Raw genomic sequence first — 19,671 nt, forward strand, 5'->3', positions numbered from 1 at the left:
GCTGGGACACCCGGCCGACAACCCGCCGACTCAGGTAACGCCTATTGCCGGTCGCTCTAAGACGCGCATCGGAACCGGCGGGTGGAGGTCGGACGGTGTCCGGTGGTGACCGGTAGGCTCAGCTACCGACCTCGGACCGGCTCTTGGCCATGAACTTGGGAAGACTGAGTTCACTCAGCAGGCCTCCTACCCACTACAGTAGACCCCCAAGACGTAGTGGTCAGCCTGCTCAGAATCCACGACACCACCAACATCGACGCCGCCCTGCGATACAACGCCCGCAAGAACCGACGGATCCTCGAACTCCTGGAGCTTCTACCAACCTAAACACCCCACCCGCCGCATTTGCCGTGCCCGTGGGCTCTACGCGCCGGCCGTCCAGGCAGTTGCCTGGGCTCATCCGGACCATCACCTGTGCACGTCCGGACCGGCATGAGTGACGCTCACCCGGATCGCCACCCGCTTGTCGCGGCGCATCGCAGCCCGGTAGTCGTCCCAGTCGGAATGCTCTCCGGAGATCCGTCGGTAGTAGTCGACCAGCACGTCGAGGGCTTCGGGCAGCCGTACCACCTCTGCTTCTCCGTCGATCTGCACCCAGTCGCCAAAGAACCGGTCGGTGGTCACGCAGAACGTGACTCGTGGGTCGCGCAGCAGGTTGCGGACCTTGACCGCGCCTTCCCTGGTGCTGACCAGCACCCGACCGGCGTCGTCGACCGCGACCAGCACCGGACTGGTCTGCGGCCGGCCGTCCGGATGCCGGGTCACCAGCACCGCCCGATGATTCGCCCGCAGGAACGCCGTCGCCTGTTCGGCCTTCATCTCGCACCTCCTCGCGCCGCGCACCGCCGCTCGGCCGCCGCCAGTGCCGCCTATGATTGTGCGACGCGCAGCGCGGTGCTACCCGGAGGTAACCGTCCGGCGGTACGGTCAAGGTCGTGCAGCCTGACATCCTCGGACCCCCGTACGAGCAGCAGGTCATCGAACTGGACCCGGACGACGAGGGTCCGGTCGTCGCGACCCTGGTCCGCCGCCGGGCGGACCGCCCGGCCGGGCGGGCGGTGCTCTACCTGCACGGCTTCGTCGACTACTTCTTCCAGACCCATCTGGCAGACCACTTCGTCCGCGGCGGCTGGGACTTCTACGCCCTCGACCTGCGCAAGTACGGCCGGAGCCTGCTGCCGCACCAGACCCCGAACTTCTGCCGCGACCTCAGCGACTACTTTCCGGAACTGGACGCCGCCGCCCGGATCATCCGCGAGCAGGACGGCAACGAGACGTTGCTGGTCAACGGCCACTCGACCGGTGGGCTGATCGCCGCGATCTGGGCCAACGCGCGGGCCAGCCAGGGCATCGCACCGGACGGGTTGTTCCTGAACAGCCCGTTCTTCGACCTCAACGCACCGTGGCTGCTCCGCCGGCCGGTAGCGGCGGCCATCTGCCGCCTCACCGGCCGCTCGCCCTACCGCGTCGTCCCGGTCGGGCTTTCCCGGGTGTACGGGCAGAGCGTGCACGCCTCCCAGCGCGGACACTGGGACTACGACCTGGAGTGGAAGCCGCTCGCCGGGTTCCCGGTGCGGGCCGGTTGGCTGACCGCAATCCGACGCGCCCAGCGGCGGCTACGTGCCGGACTGCACATCACCGCGCCGGTCCTGCTGGCCTGTTCCTCCCGGTCCTACCGCAGCCACAGCTGGCACGATTCGGCCACCCTGGCCGACGCGGTACTCGACGTCGAGCACATGGCCCGGTGGGCCCCCCGGCTCGGCCGGCACGTCACCGTGGTCCGCATCGACGGCGGCCTGCACGACCTGACCCTGTCCCACCAGCCGGCCCGCGACGAGCTGTTCAGCGAGCTGGACCGCTGGCTGCGTGGCTACTTCACCACCGAGCCGGCTGGCCCGGACCCTGGTCAACCGGTAAGGGCGCAACGCCCGGTCGACCGAGGGTTACCGGAGACCGACTGACTCGTCACGGCAACTTGCGACCACTACTATGTGCACGCTAGGACGAAGATCAGCAAGCGCCCGTAGCTCAGCGGATAGAGCAGGGGACTTCTAATCCCAAGGTCGTAGGTTCGAACCCTACCGGGCGCGCCACCACCCCAGGTCAGAGCTTCGACGCTCGCAGACAGGCAGTCCGATAGACTCCCGTCCTCACGGTCACGTCAGCGGAGGTTTGACCCAGATGTCCCCAGCGGCGTCGACGTCCGCACGAAGCCGATGGATACTGCACTTCACCGACATCGACAATCATGCCAGTATCTCTGCAGAAGGCCGTTGGCCTGCGATGTTTCCGCCCGCGCCGGCATCATGCGCACGGAGGTCGGCGATCCCGCGATCAAGGACTCTCGCCGCCGACGGCGGATCCCGATCGGCCCACGGGGCTACGTTGGGGACTACGTCCCGTTCCACTTCGCCCCACGTTCACCCATGATGTATCGGATTGCCTGCGACCATCGCGACAGCATCGCCGGCCGGTACGCGGACGGCGACCGCCCGTTGGTCTACCTCGCTGTGACAGTCGGTGCGGTCGTGGAGGCTGGTGCGGCGTGGCTCGCGACCGACGACAACGCAGCGATCGCAACGTCAGCCTTCACCACGGCGCTCGACGACTTGGACAACATGGTGGACTGGCCGCTCGTGCAAGCGGAACGCTGGAACAGCACCGTAGACGATCCAGACCGGCGGCGTCGCCGGATGGCGCAGTTCCTGGAGCAGCACCCGGCCAACAGCCACCACCACGACCCCGACCAGCACCAACCCGCCGGCAAGCCAGTCGTACACCGGTGGGCCGGCGTGGGTCGCCACCGCGACCATCGCGATCAGCATCGCGACGTCGTGGAACGCCGGCACGTTCGGGGCGGCGAGCAGTCCAGTGGTACTGCGACGTCGGCCGGTACGGCGAGGTCGACGCGGGTGGTATGCCGCCCAGCCTAGGGCGCGGCTCCGATCAGCTGGTCGGGAAGTCCTCGCCGAGGACGGTACGCAGCCGCTGCAGCGCCCGCATGCTGCACATCTTCACCGCCGACGTGGTGATGCCGAGGATCTCGGCGACGGCCTGCACGCTCTGGTCCTCCCAGTACCGCAGCACCAGCACCGCCCGGTCGCGCACCGGGATCTCCGCCAGCGCACGCAGCAACGCCACCTGCAGTTCGGTGGAGCCGCCCGAGCCGGCGGGCCGGCCCGCCGGCTCGGGCGGCTCGGCGAGCAGCACCTCGGTGCGGCTGCGCCGCGTCATCGCGTCGGAGACCGCGTTGATCAGGACCCGACGGCTGTACGCGTTCAGGTTCGCCGTGGGCCAGATCCGGTTCCACGAGGCGTACATCCGGGTGAAGGTGATCTGGGTGAGATCCTGCGCGAGATGCCAGTCCCGGCACATCAGGTACGCGACGCGGCGCAGCCGGGGAGCCGCGTCGACGACGAACGCGGTGAACGCCTCGTCCCCGGCCACTCGCTGCTTCCGACGGCTGGCGGCCCACCGGGCCAGCGGTCCGCCGCCGCGCTCAGACCTCGTCGGTGCCGGCTCCACCGGTAGGTCGGCAGCGACCGGCGCTACGACCCGAACCCCACTCACTCGTCCACCTGCTTGTCCGTGCCGTACAGGCAGAACCAGCCGGTGACCGTCTCGACACCGGGCATCGCCTGTAGTCCGCCGCTGACCTGCTGATACGCCGATGGGTTCGCCAAGGTGATCCGGAAGGACTCTGGCAACTGGTCCGGGGTCACTTTCTCCATCAGGTCTGGATGATCGAGCAAAACGGCAGGATCGTCCTTGTACCGCCGAATGAACCGCTGGTAGGCGTCCTGCCGGCTCTCAAACGCCACCGACCCAACCTGCGGATTGGACCGCAGCGCCGCGTCGACAGCGCGCCGCTGCTCGGCAGTCACGTTGACGCTCAGGTAGACGGCGGCTTCGGTCGCCGCCTCAGCGGTGGTGGGACGCACCAGTTCACAGCCGGGCGAGACCGACGGCATCGCCGCCTGCGCCGGCACCGGGGCCGGTGCGTCCCGGACGGGTGCTGCCAGGCTAGCTGCGACGGCGGCGAGGACGGTCACGGCGACGGCGGCACCGCCGATGGTGAGCCGTCTGCGTCGGCGTAGTCGGCTCCCGCCGACCATGGCCGCTCGGGCCAGGTCGTCCGGTGGCACCGCAGGTGCCGGTTCGTCGTCGAGCGCCCGGTCGAAGTACGTCCGCAACTGGTCCATGCAGAAGTAGACCGGTCGACGCGGCGGACCGGTCACGGCCGCAAGCCGGTGGTCCGCAGATCGATCCGGTCCGGCTGGTCGTGCGTATTTGTGGGTGCCCGGTGGTACGGATATCGTGCAGAGTCCGGTCCGGCAGGCGCACCGCCTGGCCGACTACCAGGAAGGTCCCAACTTGTCCTCCGCCACGAACTCCGCCCCGGTCACCGCCGACGACGTGACGGACCAGACGACGGCGGCGGCGGACCAGACGACGGCGGCGGACCAGACGACGACGGCGGACCAGACGACGACGGCGGCGGACCAGACGACGGCGGCGGCGGACCAGACGACGGCGGCGGACGAGACGGCACCGCCGACCAGCGGATGGCGTCAGCGGGTACGGCGTACCGCCCGACGGTCGACCGACGTGCTGGCGGTCGGCGGCGTGCTGGCCGCGATGACCCTGCCATACCAGCTGGATCTGGTGGTCCCGGTCGCGTTCGCCCGCATTCCGGTCGAGGCGCTGGTCGCCGCCGCGCTGCTGCTGGTGCTGCCGGGCCGGGTCCGCACCCCGGTGGCTGCCACGCTCGGCGCGCTGCTCGGCGTACTGATCACGCTGAAGGTCGCCGACATCGGCTTCTTCTCGGTGCTGGACCGGCCGTTCGACCCGGTCCTGGACTGGGGTCTGCTGGCCGACGGATACCGGTTCGTCGACGCCTCCTACGGCCGGGCCGCGGCGGTCGGCGCGGCGGTCGGCACCGTCGTGCTCACGATCGGGGTGCTGACGCTGCTGGTCGCCGCGACGCTGCGGCTGGCCCGGCTGTTGGCCGCACACCGACGGATCGGCGGCGGTACGGTCGGTGCGCTGACCGCCGGCTGGCTGGTGTTCGCCCTGCTCGGTACGCAGGTGGTGGTCTACCAGGACGAGTGGCGCACGATCGGGCTGCCGGTCGCCGACCGGGCGACCGCCCGGTTGGCGTACGACCACACCATGCAGATCGGCGCGAGCCTGCAGGACCGGCAGGAGTTCGCCGAGCTGGCGGCGGTCGACGCGTTCCGGGACGTGCCCGCCGACGAGTTGCTGACCGCGCTGCGCGGCAAGGACGTGCTGCTGGCGTTCGTGGAGAGCTACGGCCGGGACGCGGTCACCCACCCCGACTTCAGCCCACTGATCGGTGACCTGCTCGACGACGGCACGCAGCGGCTGGCGGCGCGGGGCTACCAGTCGCGCAGCGCTTTCCTCACCTCGTCAACGGTCGGAGGCAGCAGCTGGCTGGCGCACGCCAGCACCCTGTCCGGGCTGTGGGTGGACAACCAGCAGCGCTACCGCAGCCTGGTGACCAGTGACCGGCTGACGTTGACCCGGGCGTTCGGACGCGCCGGCTGGCGGGTCGCCGGCTTCTTCCCCGGCAACAGCCGGGCCTGGCCGGAGGGGGCGTTCTTCGGCTACGACCAAGTCTACGACTCGCGCAACATGGGGTACGCGGGCGACAGGTTCAACTTCGCCTCCATCCCCGACCAGTACGTGCTGTCGGCGTTCGACCGCTTCGAGCGGCGCGACAACGACCAGCCGGTGATGGCCGAGGTGGCGTTGCTGTCCAGCCACGCGCCGTGGACCCCGCTGCCGCAGCTGGTCAACTGGAACACGGTCCGGGACGGTTCGGTCTTCGACCGGGAGGCGATGGCCGCCGGCCAGGCCAATAAGTCCGCGGAGGACGGATTGCGCAGCGACTACCCGAAGGCGGTGGCGTACTCGTTGAGCACGATCATCTCCTACATCGAGTCGCAGGGCGACGACGATCTGGTGGTGGTCTTCCTCGGCGACCACCAGCCGGCGCCGGTGGTGACCGGTCCGGGGGCCAGCCACGACGTGCCGGTCACCATCGTCACCAGCGACCAGGCGGTCCTCGACCGGGTCGCCGGCTGGGACTGGCAGGAAGGGCTGCGCCCCGGTCCGCAGGCCCCGGTGTGGCAGATGGACTCGTTCCGGGACCGGTTCCTCACCGCTTTCAAGTAGGCCGCCCCGCTCGTCACGGGCAGATCGGCTCCGCTCGTCACGTGAGCCGGTCTCGCAGTACCGGCCATCATGCACCGTCTCATCCGTACGGATGATGGCTGTACCCGCTGCTCGGGGCCTAGCGTCGACTCTCGACCCTTGAGAGCCACGGCTTATCGACCAGCGCACCCCTGGCCGTTCGGGTCGTGGATCGTCACGGACTCCCGAGGAGACATTTTGAGGAAGCCCTCGACGAGGCGCCACTCGTCGCCGAACGGCCGTTCGCAGCCACCGCCCGGGACCGGCCGGTCCGGCAACCGCCGCCTGATCGCCCTGCTCGTCGCCGTCGTCGCGGCGGCGCTGCTGCCGGCGGTCGGCCCGACGTCGGCCGCCAGTGCCGCGCCGCAGGAAGGTACGCCGATCGCCGGCACCCCGTGGGCCGTGCTCGACGACGTACCGACGGCCAGCCGGTCCGGTCGCGCCCAGGACATCCAGGCACACCGGTTCGCGGCGTACACCCTGGACCGGGATGTGATCGCCGCCCAGCTGGACCGGGCGCCGGACGAGTCGGACCGGGCCGCCGCGACGGCACCGCTGGTGCTGGCCGTGCCGGACCCGGACGGCGTGGTGCAACGGTTCGCGGTGGTCGACTCTCCGGTGATGCAGGACGGGCTCGCCGCCCGGCACCCGGACATCCGCACGTACGCCGGCACCGGCGTCGACGACCCGACGGCGACGATCCGGGCCGACCTGACCCCGCTCGGCTTCCACGCCTCGGTCCGCTCGTCGACCGGGTCCTGGTACGTCGACCCGTACCATCGCGACCAGAGCGTCTATGCCAGCTACCACGCCGGTGACCTGGTCAACCGGCACGGCCCGCTGACCGAGCGGGGCGACGTCGACGCGGCCGCCGAGCAGGTCGGCGCGGAGATCGACCAGGCGCAGGCCGACGACCCGGCCGGTCCGCTGGTCAAGCTGCGCACCTACCGGCTAGCATTGCTCACCGACCCGTCGTACGCCGACTACTTCGGCGCGCAGAACGTGACCGCCGCCAAGGTGACGCTGGTCAACCGGGTCACCCAGATCTACGAGGACGAGACCGCGATCCGGCTTGTGCTGATCAACGACACCGACAAGACCAACCTGAACACCGTGGCGGCGGCCACCGGCCCGGACGGGCCGTGCGGGTCCGCGCCGTGCTTCTCCGAGGCGCAGCTGACCGGCTGTTCCGGCGCGACGCTCAACCGCAACCGGATCGTGCTGGGCCAACTGGTCGGGGCGAGCAGCTACGACGTCGGGCACATCGGCTTCGGCCTGCCGGGTGGCGGCGTCGCCGGGCTGGGGGTGGTCGGCGGCGACGGCAAGGCGCGCGGCTGCACCGGCCTGCCGAACCCGATCGGTGACTTCTACGCCGTCGACTACGTGGCGCACGAAATCGGCCACCAGTTCGCCGGTAACCACACCTTCAACGGCACCCAGTGGAACTGCTCCGGCGGCAACCGCAGCGCCGCCAACTCGTACGAGCCGGGCAGTGGTTCGTCGATCATGGCGTACGCGGGCATCTGCCAGCAGGACAACCTGCAGCCGCACACCGACCCGTACTGGTCGCAGCGCAGCTACCACGAGATCACCACGTTCGTGAACTCGTCCCGGCCGGCGATCAACGAGGTGCAGACGGTGTCGCTGCGCGACTTCGACACTGTCGGTGACTCGTTCCAGTTCACCTTCAACGGCCGAAACTCCCGGCTGATCGGTTACGGCGAAAGCTACACCACTGCCTACATCAAGGAGACGATCGAGTCGATGACCGGTTGGCCGGACGGCGCGACGGTGACCGTCGGGGCGTTCGGCGGTGTCGGCGCGCTCGACAACACTGGCTTCCAGGTGACGTTCAACGGCGGAGCCGTGGCGCAGACCAACGTATCGCCGCTGGAGTTGATCCCCTATTCCGGCATGGACGGCTTCGTCGGTGAGACCGCCAAGGGCGGCCCGGTCGACAACGGCGGCTGGCAGGTTACCGAGACCACCAACCACGCCCCGGTGGTGACCGTGCCGGACCAGTTCACCATCCCGGTACGGACCCCGTTCGCGTTGACCGGCAGCGCCACCGACGCCGACGGTGACGCCCTGACCTATCTGTGGGAGCAGAACGACCGCGGCGGCATCGCCGGAGTCAGCAACGCCGGCACCGCGTTGACCGACAACGTCAAGACCAACGGACCGCTGTTCCGAGTGTTCGGCACGGCGGCGCTGGTCGGCCCGGACGACACCGAGCAGTACTACTCCCCCGGGTTGAACGCGGTCGACGACGACCCGACCCGGGTCTTCCCGGACATGGCGCAGATCCTGGCCGGCAACACCAACGCGGTGACCGGGGCCTGCCCGGCGGCGCCGGCACCGCCGGGCAGCGGCAGCGCGTCGAACCTGCCGCAGGCGCTGGTCGACTGCTACTCGGAGTTTCTGCCGACCGCCGACTGGGTCGGCTTCGCCAACGACCGGACCATGCGCTTCAAGCTGACCGCCCGCGACGGCCGGATCGGCGGCGGCGGGGTCGGCAACGCTGAGACCGAGGTCGTGCTGGCCCCGCAGGCGGGTCCGTTCCTGGTCACCTCCCAGCCGGCGCCGGCGTTCTACCTCGGCGGGTCCACTCAAGAGGTCACCTGGGACGTGGCCGGCACCGACGCGGCGCCGGTGAACGCGGCGCAGGTGCGGATCTCGCTGTCGACGGATGGGGCGAAGACCTTCCCGTACGTGCTGGCCGAGGCGGTGCCGAACAACGGAACCGCCACGGTGACGATGCCGAACATCGACACCACCACCGGTCGGATCAAGATCGAAGCGGTCGGCAACGTCTTCTTCGACCTCAACGACGCCGACATCCGCATCGACCAGGTCCGCGCGGCCGAGCTGGCGTACACCGGCGACACGCTGGTGCACCCGGAGGGTGGCGCGGAGCAGGCGCAGGTGTTGCTGCGGACGGCGGTGAGCGCCGAGGCCGGCGACGTCCGAGGTGCCCAGCTCGCCTTCACCAGCGGCGACACCACACTGTGTGCCACCGAGGTGAAGTTGTGGGGCAGCGACCGCACCGGCGGGATGGCCAGCTGTACGGCGACCCTTCCGGTCGGCAACCACCCGGTGACCGCCACGGTCGACGGCCGCTACACCGGGTCCGTCACCGCGACGGTGACCGTCTCCCCGCCGACCAGGCTGCGGTTCCTCGGTGACGGCTACCTGCGCAGCGAGTCGACCGCTGGCGCCTACCCGCTGGACCCGGATCACCGGATCGAGTTCGACCTCGACGGCCGGATCACCTACGGCGAGAGGCTGGTCGGCAAGGTGCTGGTCGGCTACCGCTCCGGCGACCAGCGGTACAAGTTCCAGGGCAACGTTCTGGAGTCGTACGGCTCGTACGCTCTCGGCAGTGGACCAGCCACGGCGCAGCTGCGCTACCAGGTGACGCTGTTCGACCTGTCCACCCCGCAGCAGCCGGTGGCGGTGGCGACCGGACTGACCATGCGGGTGAGCGCGACGCTGGTCAGCGGGCCGGGCCAGCTGGACAAGATCGGGATCACCGTCTGGGACGGTGACACGCTGATGTTCTCGTCGAGCTGGACCGGCACCGCCACCGAGGAGATCAACCTGACCGCGTCCGGTGGTGACCTCGTCCTGTACTAAGGGCTGGGAACTGCCGATCATTGCTGACAGACGTCCGCCCGGACCGCCGGGTGGGCGTCTGTCAGCGCTGGCGGACGGCGTGCAGCACCGCGTCGTGGACGGTCACCGGGTTTCCGTCCGGGTCGATGCCCGGCCGAGGTACCGTCTCGGCCCGGATGCTGGCCCACTCCTGCGGGTCCAGCACCGCCGCCACCTGCTCGGCGGTGAACAGCAGGTCCCGCATCCGGGGCCGGCGCAGCCCCGGCACGTCCAGGTCGGACGGGTGGTGGCCGACGATCAGCAGGGTGCCGCCGGGGCGTACCGCCGCAACGAGCCGGCGGTGCAGCATCGCCCGGTCCGGGTCCGGCAGGTGCATGAACTGGGCGGTGACCAGATCGAACCGGTCCGGTCCGGGATCCCAGGTCCGTAGGTCGGCCGGCTGCCAGGTGAGCCGTCCGGCCACGTCGTCGCCGGCCGTCGCCGCCTGCTCGGCACCGCGCCGCAGCGCCACCGCCGACACGTCGACGGCGGTCACCTCCCAGCCTCGGCCGGCCAGCCAGATCGCGTCGGCGCCCTCGCCGGCGCCGACGTCACAGGCGGTGCCGGCAGGCAGTTCGGTCGCGACGGTGACCAGTTGCGGGTTCGGGTTGCCGCTCCACACCCGGTCGACGGAGCCGTACCGTTCGTCCCAGAACTCCTGGCTGACCATGGCGGCCACGTCCGCCGGCCCGTGGTGCACCGACAGGCCGGAGTCGTCCTCGCCGGCGGCGGCGGCCCGGTGCCGGCGTACCGCGTCGGCGGTGTCCTCCTCGGCCAGGTCGCCGTTGACCGCCGCGGCCGCCATCGTGCCGGCCGCAGCCGCCGCCATCACCTGGCCGAACGGATTGGTCAGGTTGCCGGCCGCCCAGACTCCCGGGATCGGGGTACGGCCGGTCGGGTCCGCCTCGACCTGTTCGGCCATCCCGCTCGGATGGCTGGTCACCGGCACCCCCAGCTTGGTCAGCAGCCGGTAGTCGACCCGCAGCCGGGAAGCGACGGTCACCGCCGACCGGGGCACCACGGTCCCGTCGGCCAGCCGTACCCCGGTGAGCTGGTCGTCGGTCACCTCCAGCCCGACGACCTCGCCCGGCACCACCCGGACGCCGCGGGCCGCCAACTGTTCAGCCTGTTCGTCGGTGAGGTCGACACCGGTGTGGGTGAACAGCACCAGGTCGGAGGTCCACTGCCGGAACAGCTGCACCTGGTGCAGCGCCATCTCGCCGGTGGCGAGCACCCCGACCGGCTGGTCCCGGATCTCCCACCCGTGGCAGTACGGGCAGTGCAGCACATCACGGCCCCAGCGGTCCCGCAGCCCGGGGATGTCGGGCAGTTCGTCGACCACGCCGGTGGCGAACAGCAGCCGCCGGGCGGCCACCGTACGGCCGTCGGCCAGGCTGATCTCGAATCCGCTGTCGACCCGCTCGACCGCCTCCGCCCGGCCGGGCAGCACCACGCCGCCGTACCGTTCGACCTCCTGCCGGCCTGCGGCGACCAGCCCGGCCGGGCTGATGCCGTCGCGGCTGAGGAAGCCGTGCACGCCGGCCGAGGGCGCGTTGCGGGGTTCACCCGCGTCGATCACGATCACGGCCCGCCGGGCCCGGGCCAGGGTCAGCGCCGCGCTCAACCCGGCGGCACCGCCGCCGATCACCGCCACGGCGACCCGGTACGTGGGTCCCCCCACCTTGTTGTCAGCCATCCTGACCACCTCCGGCACCCACGATCCGCCGCTGCCAGCGTAGCGGCAAACTTTCTTGCCGTTTTGGCAAACGCCGGTGGTCGGCAGGCTCTGCGGGGCTTCACCACCGGTCGTGGTGCACGGCGTCGGTCACCGGCCGGCGCCGCCGCCAGCCGTGCCGCTCCAGGTCGGGTTCGTCGGCGAGCCGGCTGACCGGCCCGATGCAGAGCCAGGCCACCGGTCGGATGCCGGCCGGTATGGCGAGCAGGTCCCGCAGGAACGGCTCCCGGTAGAAAGAGACCCAGCCGACCCCGAGACCTTCCGCGGTGGCCGCCAGCCAGAAATTCTGAATGGCCAGGCAGACCGAGTAGAGGCCGGCGTCGGCGATGGCGTGCCGGCCGAGCACCGCCGGGCTGCCTCGCTGCGGGTCGTAGGTCACCACGATCGACAGGGTGGCCTCCCGTACCCCGTCGATCTTGATGTGCGCGAACCGGGCCGCCGCGACCGGGTCGAGGGTCTGCGCGAACGTCTGCCGTTCCCGCTGCACATGTGCGTGGAAGGCGTCACGCACCGCCGGATCGCGCACCAGCACGAAGTCCCACGGCTGGGTGAGCCCGACACTCGGCGCGGCGTGCGCGGCGGTCAGCACCCGGTGCAGCACCTCGTCCGGCACCGGCGCGCCGGTGAACTCGGCCCGCACGTCACGGCGCCGATGGATGACGTCGTACAGGTCGATGAGCATCGCGTTCCATTGTCCCAAGCCGCGCCTTGAATCCGGTTGCCGGCCTGGGGCCCGGCCTGATCGCATGGCGGCCATGCTGGTCAGACGGGAACGAGCCGGCGACGTCGCGGCGGTCCGGGCGGTGCTGGGCCTCGGCCCGCTGGCGGTACGCCCGGACCGGCAACGCGCCGGCGTCGGCTCGGCGCTGACGCACGCGGTGCTCGCCGCCGCCGAAGCCCGCGACGAGACACTCGTCGCGCTGCTCGGCGAACCGGCGTACTACCGCCGGTTCGGGCTGCGGCCGGCGAGCGAGTTCGGCATCGTCGCGCCCGATCCGCGGTGGGGGCCCTACTTTCAGGCCCGTCCGCTGGGCGGGGCCACGCTGACACCGGGCCGGTTCCGCTACGCCGAACCGTTCGAGCGGCTCTGACCGCTCAGCTGTTCACCGGCCGGCGGGCCACCAGCAGGACGTGGGTGAGCGGCCAGTCCATCGGACGACCATTCAGGGTGGACCGGGATGCGACCGGGGCGAGCCGGTGGTACGGCACCGGGTTGCGCCGGGTGTTGCCGTGGTTGGCCGACGTCACCGCCCAGACGAGGGTGCACGGCCCGTCGGACGCCGCAGCCTCGCGGACGGCCAGCCGGCTCAGATAGTCGGCCTGGAACCGGGTGAGAACGTGGTGCCGACCGGGGAAGAGCAGGTAGCGGGCCCTGGCGCGCTGATAGCCTACGGCCGCCGTGGCCGGCCGGGCAGGGTCCGCCACGGCCCAGCCCAGGACCGGGGACATCGACGCTCCAGGGAGGAGACAGGCACGGTGGATGCGAGCGCACTGCTGGTGGAGACCTTCGACCGGCTGCCCGAGCTGGTCCGCGCGGCGGTCGACGGCCTGGGCCCGGAGCAGCTGCGCTGGTCGCCGGGGTCGGGCACGAACCCGATCGGCTGGCTGGTCTGGCACCTGACCCGGGTCCAGGACGACCATCTGGCCGAGGTGATCGGCGAGCCGCAGGTCTGGGTCGGCGACGGCTGGGCGCGGCGGTTCGGCCTGACCGCCGATCCGGCCGACACCGGGTACGGGCACAGCGCCGAGCAGGTGGCGGCGGTGGCGCCGGAGAGCGCCGCCGTGCTGGTCGACTACTACATGGCGGTCGCCGACCGGACCCGGCGGTTCCTGGTCGGCCTGACCGACGCCGACCTGGACCGGATCGTCGACGAACGGTGGAACCCGCCGGTCACCCTCGGCGCACGGCTGGTAAGCGTGGCCAACGACGACCTGCAGCACGTAGGTCAGGCCGGGTGGCTCCGCGGGCTGCTCAGCGCGACCAGCTGACCGCGACCGGCTACCCTTTTGACGCGGTGTGCCGCAATAGGCATGCTGTGTCTCGGGCCCCTGTCTCCCCGGCTCGCCGGAGCACCCGCGCAGAGGAGTTCCCCTCATGTCCGTTCCCGTGTCGGAGAGCGCCACCACGTCGCAGCCCGCGCCGGTTCCGGCTGCCCGGCGCGGCGACGCCGGGGCGTTCCTCCGCGAGTTCCTCCGGTCGCCCACCCGGATCGGTGCGATCGCTCCCAGCTCGCAGCGGTTGGCCGAGGCGATCACCGCGCCGATCCCGGAACGCGGCGACCCGGTCGTCGTCGAGCTCGGGCCCGGCACCGGCGCCTTCACCGGGGTGATCCAGCGGCGGCTCGGCGGCCGGGGTCGACACCTGGCGATCGAGCTCAGCCCGACCCTCGCCGACCTGCTGGCCGGCCGACACCCGCAGGTCGAGGTGATCGTCGGCAATGCCGCCGACTGCCGGGCCCTGGTGGCCGGGCAGGGCCTGGCCACCGCCGACGTGGTGGTCAGCGGGCTGCCGTGGGTCTCCTTCCCGCGTGATCTGCAGTCGTCCGCCCTCGGCGCGGTGTGCGACGTGCTGGGACCGGACGGGGCGTTCACCACGTTCGCGTACGTACTGACCGCGCAGACCCCGCCGGCCCGTCGGTTCCGGCAACTGCTGCGGGACCGGTTCGAGGAGGTGGTGATGGGGCGTACGGTGCTCGGCAACCTGCCGCCGGCCTTCGTCTACCACGCCCGCCGGCCGCGCCGCTGACCGCTCTTCCCGGCCGCGCCGCTGACCGCTGAACCGCTCGCCCGCCGGGCGTCAGCCGGACTCGGCGACCCGCTCGCCCATATCGTGCTCCGGCAGGATCACGTGGTGGGCGCCGACCCGTTCCAGAATCCGGCCATGCTGCCGGCTGATCGCCTTTGCCCAGTGAACCCGCCGGCGATCACCCGGGCCGGGTGCTGGAACCGGTCGGCACCGCGCCGCCACATCGGGACCCGCCACCGGTGGGGCCGGTGGCGGGCCGGTTGCCGCCATCAGGCAGCCTGTCGGGCATGTCTCTCCAGGATCCGGGGTCCGGCCCGCACCGCGAGGACCGAACCGCCAGGTGGGAGCGCCGGACAGCGGCCGGGTTGACCGTGCTCGCCGTGGCGTTCCTCGTCGTCTATGCCGCGCCCATTCTCTACCCGCAGATGCCGGCGCGCTGGCACGCCGTGTGTGTCGCTGCCAACATCGTGATCTGGGCGCTCTTCTGGGCCGACTACCTCGTCCGGCTGTGGCTGGCCGGCGACCGGTGGCGGTTCGTCCGCGCCAACCTGTTCGACCTGATCGTGCTGCTGCTGCCCATTCTCCGGCCGTTGCGGATGCTCCGGCTGGTCACCGCAGTGCTCCTGCTGACCCGGCGCACCGAGGTCTGGGCGCGTGGCCGGCTGGCGCTCTACGTCGGCTCGACCACTGTCCTGCTGGTGATCGTCTCCGGGCTGGCGGTGCTGGACGCCGAACGCAGCCACCCGGACGGTGCGATCAACACCTATCCGGACGCGCTGTGGTGGTCGGTGGTCACCATCACGACCGTCGGCTACGGCGACTACTACCCGATCACCAGCACCGGCCGGTTCGTGGCGCTGGCGCTGATGATCGGCGGTATCGGCCTGATCGGTTTCGTCACCGGTTCGCTGGCCAGCTGGATCGTGGAACGCATCTCCGCAGCGGGCGAGGCCGACACCGCCAAGTCGCCGGCGACCCGCGCCGACGTCGTCGCGCTCACCGAGGAACTCGCTGCGTTGCGGGCCGAGGTGGCCGGATTGCGGGCCGACCGCCAGCCCCGTGCCGAGCTGCCCGAACCACGGCCGGCCGACCGGTCCGGTTGACGCCTCGTCGGCGGGCGGCGCTCGGCGGGCAGAGTCAGGCCCGCAACTGCGGCAGTACGTCGGTCGCCACCTCGGCAAGCACCCGCTCGTCACCGGCGTACCAGCTGCTCCGGCGCGGCCAGTGGGTGATGACATCGGTGAAGCCGAGCGCGGCGGCCCGACCGACCGCGTCGGCGAAGAAGTCGGCGCTGGTCAGCGAGAAGACCGGTGCCGAGTCCAGCGACAGGTACCGGCGCAGGTCGTCCCGGTCCCGCCCGGCCCGGTCCACCGCCGCGTCGCAGCGCCGCGTCAACTGGGCCACCGAGGCCCACCAGGCGGCCTGGTCGTCGAATACGGTGCCGGTGGTCACCCAGCCGGCGCCGTACCGGGCGACCAGGTCCAACGACCGGGGCCCGTTGGCGGCCATGACGAACGGCAGCCGGGGCCGCTGGCGGCAGCCGGGCGTGCTGCGGGCGTCCACCGCCTGGAAGTACCGGCCCTGCCAGGTCACCCGATCGGTGCGCAACAGCAGGTCGAGCAGCTCGACGAACTCGGCGTACCGGTCGACCCGGGCGCGCGGTGACAACGGACCGGCGCCGAGCACCGTGGCGTCGAACCCGATCCCGCCCGCGCCGACCCCGAGCAGCAGTCGGCCGGCGGAGATGTCGTCCAACGCGGTGACCTCGCGGGCGAAGTGCACCGGGTGCCGGAAGTTCGGCGAGGCGACCAGGGTGCCGAGCGGAATCCGGGAGGTGACGGACGCGGCGGCGGCCAGCGTCGGGACCGCGTCGAACCACGGCCCGTCGACCAGGTCCCGCCACCCCAGATGATCGTAGGTCCAAGCGTGGTCGAAGCCCCACTCCTCGGCCTGGCGCCAGCGGCGCGACGTCACCGACCACGGCTCGTCCGGCAAGATCACGATCCCTACCCGCACGGTCGACACCCTACGCCCGGATGCCGCTGGGCCGGCCGGGCGCCCGGGTCAGGCCGGCTCGCGCTCGTGGATGTCCATCCGACCGCGACCGAACGCATCGATATGTCCCCATCTGCCGGGAATATCCAACAGTTCGATCCGGCCCATGCTGATCGGCAACGCCGGGTCGACCACCAGGTGCTCGCCCTGCGGCTCCAGACCGAGCAGGGTCCGCAGCAGCAGCAGGGTGGCCCCGGTCGACCAGGCCTGCGGGCTGCAGGAGGTCGGATACTCCACCGGATACTTGGTCAGCGCCCGGTCGTAGCCGCCGAACGCCTCCGGCAGCCGGCCGTTGAAGTACTGCGCGGCGTTGATGATCCCATCGGCGATCCGGGCCGACTCCTCGACGAAGCCGTACTTGCGCAGGCCCCAGGCGATGAACGAGTTGTCGAACGGCCAGACCGTGCCGACGTGGTAGCCGATCGGATTGAACCGGCCCTCCCCCTCGGCCAGGGTCCGCACCCCCCAGCCGGAAAACATCCGCGGGCTGACCAGGTGTTTGGCGATCTTCTTGGCCTTGCCGGCATCGACGATACCGCTCCACAGCAGGTGGCCGATGTTCGACGACAACGCGTCGACCTGGCCGCCCTCCGGGTCCAGCGCGAGCGCGAAGTACTCCCCATCGGCGACCCAGAAGTCCCGGTTGAACCGATGTTTCAGGTCGGCCGCCTCCCGCTCCAACTGGTCGGCGTACCCCGGGTCGTGCCAGATCTCGCGGGCCAGCCGGGCGCCGCGCATCTTGGCGTCGTACGCGTACCCCTGCAGCTCGCAGGTCGCCCGGGGGTAGCCGGGCAGCCGGCCGTCGCGGTAGCAGATCGCGTCCCAGGAGTCCTTCCAGCACTGGTTCTCCAGACCGGTCTCCTCGTTGCGCCGCTCGTACCAGAGGTAGCCGTTGTTGAGCAGATCACCGTAGGTGTCGATCCAGCACAGCGCCTGCCGGGCCTCGGCCTCCAGTGCCCGGACCAGCTTGACGTCGCCGCTCCACCGCTCATACTCGTCGAGCAGCACGACGAACAGCGGGGTCGAGTCGGCTGCTCCGAAGTACGGAGTGTGCGGCTGCTCCTCGAAGGCCGACGACTCGCCGTACCGAATTTCGTGCAGGATCTTGCCCGGTTCCTCGTCCCGGAAGTCGTCAAGCTTGCTGCCCTGCAACCCGCCGAGCAGCCGCAGGGTCGACGCCGCCAGCTCCGGCGCGAACGGCAGCGCCTGCAGGCTGGTGAAGATGCTGTCCCGGCCGAACATGGTGGCGAACCACGGCACACCGGCGGCGGGCACCGACTGCCCGGCCAGCGACAGCGGGGTGTAACGCAGCGCGGCCAGATCCACCAGACTCCGCCGGTACGTCGACGCGAGCGGCTCACACTCGCAGGACAGCCGGGGTGCCCGGGCGATCCACTCGTCCAGTTCCCGGCGCATCTCCGGCTTGGCCCGGTCGAAGTGCTGGCCGAGCATTCCTTCGCGCAGGTCACGACCGTCCGGACCGATAGCGGTGGTCTTGACCTTGATGTGGGTGACCCACCGGCCGTGCGGCTCGACGACGATGGTGAAGCTGAGTCCGTGCTCGTCGATCGCCGCCGGCTCGCTGCTGGAGATGATCGTCTCCCGGTGGAAGCTTTCCCGCTGGTAGCCGAGCCGCAGGCAGTCCCGGTCGACGTGGGCGTAATGTTTGCCGACCTTGTTCCGGACGTCCTTGATCTCGAACAGGTCGGCGAAGTCGCTGCCCGCTTCCAGCCGGACGCTCAGTTCCATCGGCTCCTGGGCATGGTTGAGGATGGTTATCTCCTCGTCGAAGCTGCCGCCCACCCAGCGTTGCCGGATCACCGACATCTCGGCGTCGACGTAGTGGGTCGGCTCGCCGGGCACCAGGAAGAACCGTGCCTCGAAGTATTGCAGGTCGTCGACCGACAGCGACGACAACCGCTCACCGTCAATGGTCAGCTGCCACTTCGACAAGAAGCGGGTGTCGAACGAGAACAGCCCGGTGGGTGCCGCCGGAGAGGCGTCGATGTCGCCCTGGCTGTCGCTGACCACGAAGGTGTTGCCGTCCAGGATACTGACCATTCCCTCGGTCATCGCTCAGTCCTCTCCCGCCGGGCGAACGCGCGTGGGTCGTGGGAATTGGGCGGGCCGGGCATCATCCGCTCGATCAGGATCAGCAGGCGGAGATCGCCGAGCACCATGATGTCGCCGCGCAACATCGCCGCCATCGGGTTGATCTCGCCCCGGGCCATCCCCTCGAAGACCTCCTGATCGGTACGCAGCACGCTCTCCGCGTCCCGCTGCTCGCGCAGCAGGCTGGCCCGACCGTCGTCGAAGGTGACGAACCAGTAGTCCACCTGTTCGTCGTGTGCCAGGTCGAACCGCACCGTCCCGGAGATCTGCCGCAGCAGCGACGCGTTCTCCTTACGGCCGAGGCGGTCGAAGAACTCCCGCGTCGCCGGCATCGGTTCCCGCGCCGAGGCGGTCCGTGTGGTCTGCGCCCGCTGCGTCGTCTGCGGCATCATCCGCTCCCTCCACCCAGTGGCAGGGTCGCGGCTGATCGGGTGGTACGGCATCACCCGTACCGGGTGAAGCCGGCCCGGGTGTCAGTCGGGCCCGGACGTCAGTCGGCGGAGATGCCGTACGCAGTCCAGCCCCGGTCGCGGAACCCGGCGGCCGAGGCCACCTTCGCCGACGCGGCGTTGCCCACCGCGTGCAGGTACGTGGGGACGGCGCCGCCGTCGAGCACCCGACGGGCGGCCTGGGCGACCAGCCGGCGGGCCAGGCCACGACCACGCGCCGCCGGTACGGTGCCGACCGCGATCTCCTGGCCGTGCGCGTCGTGCCGCTTCAGCCCGACCCCGGCCAGGAACGTCCCATCGGCGTCCCGGGCGACCAGCACCGGGTTGGTGAACTGCCGCAGCCAGGGTGGCAACGACTCGTCAGCGGAGCCGACCCAGTCCCCGGCGTCGGGCAGCGGCGCCGGCGCCAGACAGTACCGGAACACGGTGCGCTGCGCCCGCCAGCCGGGACGGCCGACCGCGGTGGGCAACTTGGCCAGCAGATCGGTGAGCGGCAGGTCGGTCAACGCGCGGACCGCCTCGACCTTGTCGGGTGGCACGGACAGCACCGCGCCGCCGGGCGCCCCGACGCCGACCACCGGATGCGGCCGGCCGTCCCAGCCCGGTCGGACTCGCCGCTCCGAGCCGACCACCTGCAACGCCCGGCCGGCCGGCCACTGACCCAGCCAGCTGACCAGATGGTGGTAGAGACGCTTGTCCAGCAT

18 protein-coding genes and 1 tRNA gene are annotated in these 19,671 nt (G+C 70.9%); 9 read left to right on the forward strand and 10 right to left on the reverse strand.

From position 1 onward, the window contains the following. Positions 1–408: 408 nt before the first annotated feature. Positions 409–819: a PPOX class F420-dependent oxidoreductase gene (locus ACFHWS_RS05740; RefSeq protein ID WP_416557148.1), complete on the reverse strand. Its 411-nt coding sequence runs from the start codon at positions 817–819 to the stop codon at positions 409–411. A 116-nt stretch (positions 820–935) separates the two neighbouring features. Between ACFHWS_RS05740 and ACFHWS_RS05745 the strand changes: the two genes are divergently transcribed. From ACFHWS_RS05745 to ACFHWS_RS05755, 3 genes are all read left to right on the forward strand, one after another. Continuing rightward, a complete protein-coding gene (locus ACFHWS_RS05745; protein ID WP_416567767.1) occupies positions 936–1,961 on the forward strand; it encodes an alpha/beta hydrolase in 1,026 nt (341 codons plus the stop codon). Positions 1,962–2,017: 56 nt separating this feature from the next. Then, positions 2,018–2,093: transfer RNA gene (locus ACFHWS_RS05750), tRNA-Arg, on the forward strand. Positions 2,094–2,306: 213 nt separating this feature from the next. Further along, complete coding sequence (locus ACFHWS_RS05755) at positions 2,307–2,933, forward strand: DUF4433 domain-containing protein (protein WP_416567768.1); 627 nt, start codon at positions 2,307–2,309, stop codon at positions 2,931–2,933. 13 nt (positions 2,934–2,946) lie between these two features. Here the strand turns inward: ACFHWS_RS05755 and ACFHWS_RS05760 are convergent, their stop codons facing one another. Both ACFHWS_RS05760 and ACFHWS_RS05765 read right to left on the reverse strand, forming a co-directional pair. Further along, positions 2,947–3,570 carry a SigE family RNA polymerase sigma factor gene (locus ACFHWS_RS05760; RefSeq protein WP_416567769.1) on the reverse strand — a complete coding sequence of 208 codons (624 nt, stop codon included), beginning with the start codon at positions 3,568–3,570 and terminating at the stop codon, positions 2,947–2,949. Continuing rightward, on the reverse strand, positions 3,567–4,238 hold the full coding sequence (locus ACFHWS_RS05765; protein WP_416557144.1) for a permease-like cell division protein FtsX: 672 nt from the start codon (positions 4,236–4,238) through the stop codon (positions 3,567–3,569). The genes ACFHWS_RS05760 and ACFHWS_RS05765 overlap by 4 nt, the downstream gene beginning before the upstream one ends. 79 nt (positions 4,239–4,317) lie before the next feature. On the opposite strand from ACFHWS_RS05765, the gene ACFHWS_RS05770 reads away from it, so the two are divergent. Together ACFHWS_RS05770 and ACFHWS_RS05775 are read left to right on the forward strand one after the other, a co-directional pair. Beyond that, positions 4,318–6,198 carry a sulfatase-like hydrolase/transferase gene (locus ACFHWS_RS05770; RefSeq protein ID WP_416567770.1) on the forward strand — a complete coding sequence of 627 codons (1,881 nt, stop codon included), beginning with the start codon at positions 4,318–4,320 and terminating at the stop codon, positions 6,196–6,198. A gap of 216 nt (positions 6,199–6,414) precedes the next feature. Then, a complete protein-coding gene (locus tag ACFHWS_RS05775; RefSeq protein ID WP_416567771.1) occupies positions 6,415–9,852 on the forward strand; it encodes a M12 family metallo-peptidase in 3,438 nt (1,145 codons plus the stop codon). A 61-nt stretch (positions 9,853–9,913) separates the two neighbouring features. Here ACFHWS_RS05775 and ACFHWS_RS05780 read toward each other — a convergent pair whose 3' ends face one another. Together ACFHWS_RS05780 and bluB are read right to left on the reverse strand one after the other, a co-directional pair. Beyond that, a complete protein-coding gene (locus ACFHWS_RS05780) occupies positions 9,914–11,566 on the reverse strand; it encodes an FAD-dependent oxidoreductase (protein WP_416556194.1) in 1,653 nt (550 codons plus the stop codon). 100 nt (positions 11,567–11,666) lie between these two features. Beyond that, positions 11,667–12,281, reverse strand: coding sequence for a 5,6-dimethylbenzimidazole synthase (gene bluB / locus ACFHWS_RS05785; RefSeq protein WP_416567820.1), 615 nt, complete (start codon positions 12,279–12,281; stop codon positions 11,667–11,669). A 79-nt stretch (positions 12,282–12,360) separates the two neighbouring features. Here bluB and ACFHWS_RS05790 point away from each other — a divergent pair, with 79 nt between their 5' ends. Further along, positions 12,361–12,696 (forward strand): GNAT family N-acetyltransferase, encoded by a 336-nt coding sequence (locus tag ACFHWS_RS05790; protein ID WP_416556193.1) that lies wholly within the window; start codon positions 12,361–12,363, stop codon positions 12,694–12,696. Between the two features lie 4 nt (positions 12,697–12,700). Here ACFHWS_RS05790 and ACFHWS_RS05795 read toward each other — a convergent pair whose 3' ends face one another. Further along, a complete protein-coding gene (locus ACFHWS_RS05795) occupies positions 12,701–13,054 on the reverse strand; it encodes a hypothetical protein (RefSeq protein WP_416556192.1) in 354 nt (117 codons plus the stop codon). Between the two features lie 27 nt (positions 13,055–13,081). Between ACFHWS_RS05795 and ACFHWS_RS05800 the strand changes: the two genes are divergently transcribed. The 3 genes from ACFHWS_RS05800 to ACFHWS_RS05810 all read left to right on the forward strand — a co-directional run bounded on the left by ACFHWS_RS05800 (position 13,082) and on the right by ACFHWS_RS05810 (position 15,454). Further along, positions 13,082–13,594, forward strand: coding sequence for a mycothiol transferase (locus tag ACFHWS_RS05800; protein WP_416556191.1), 513 nt, complete (start codon positions 13,082–13,084; stop codon positions 13,592–13,594). Between the two features lie 106 nt (positions 13,595–13,700). Then, positions 13,701–14,351 carry a class I SAM-dependent methyltransferase gene (locus ACFHWS_RS05805; RefSeq protein ID WP_416556190.1) on the forward strand — a complete coding sequence of 217 codons (651 nt, stop codon included), beginning with the start codon at positions 13,701–13,703 and terminating at the stop codon, positions 14,349–14,351. Positions 14,352–14,638: 287 nt separating this feature from the next. Further along, complete coding sequence (locus ACFHWS_RS05810) at positions 14,639–15,454, forward strand: potassium channel family protein (RefSeq protein ID WP_416556189.1); 816 nt, start codon at positions 14,639–14,641, stop codon at positions 15,452–15,454. A gap of 34 nt (positions 15,455–15,488) precedes the next feature. On the opposite strand, the gene ACFHWS_RS05815 is transcribed toward ACFHWS_RS05810, so the two are convergent. The 4 genes from ACFHWS_RS05815 to ACFHWS_RS05830 form a co-directional block, all read right to left on the reverse strand. Then, the gene (locus ACFHWS_RS05815; RefSeq protein ID WP_416556188.1) at positions 15,489–16,367 is read right to left on the reverse strand and encodes an LLM class flavin-dependent oxidoreductase; all 879 of its coding nucleotides are present in this window, start codon (positions 16,365–16,367) and stop codon (positions 15,489–15,491) included. A 48-nt stretch (positions 16,368–16,415) separates the two neighbouring features. Next, positions 16,416–18,479, reverse strand: coding sequence for a glycogen debranching N-terminal domain-containing protein (locus ACFHWS_RS05820; RefSeq protein ID WP_416567772.1), 2,064 nt, complete (start codon positions 18,477–18,479; stop codon positions 16,416–16,418). Then, positions 18,476–18,910, reverse strand: coding sequence for an SCP2 sterol-binding domain-containing protein (locus ACFHWS_RS05825; protein WP_416567773.1), 435 nt, complete (start codon positions 18,908–18,910; stop codon positions 18,476–18,478). Before ACFHWS_RS05825 ends, ACFHWS_RS05820 begins: the two co-directional genes overlap by 4 nt. A gap of 98 nt (positions 18,911–19,008) precedes the next feature. Continuing rightward, positions 19,009–19,671: a GNAT family N-acetyltransferase gene (locus ACFHWS_RS05830; RefSeq protein ID WP_416556185.1), complete on the reverse strand. Its 663-nt coding sequence runs from the start codon at positions 19,669–19,671 to the stop codon at positions 19,009–19,011.

This window comes from Micromonospora sp. LOL_013, from assembly GCF_048060315.1.
GTDB lineage: Bacteria > Actinomycetota > Actinomycetes > Mycobacteriales > Micromonosporaceae > Micromonospora_E.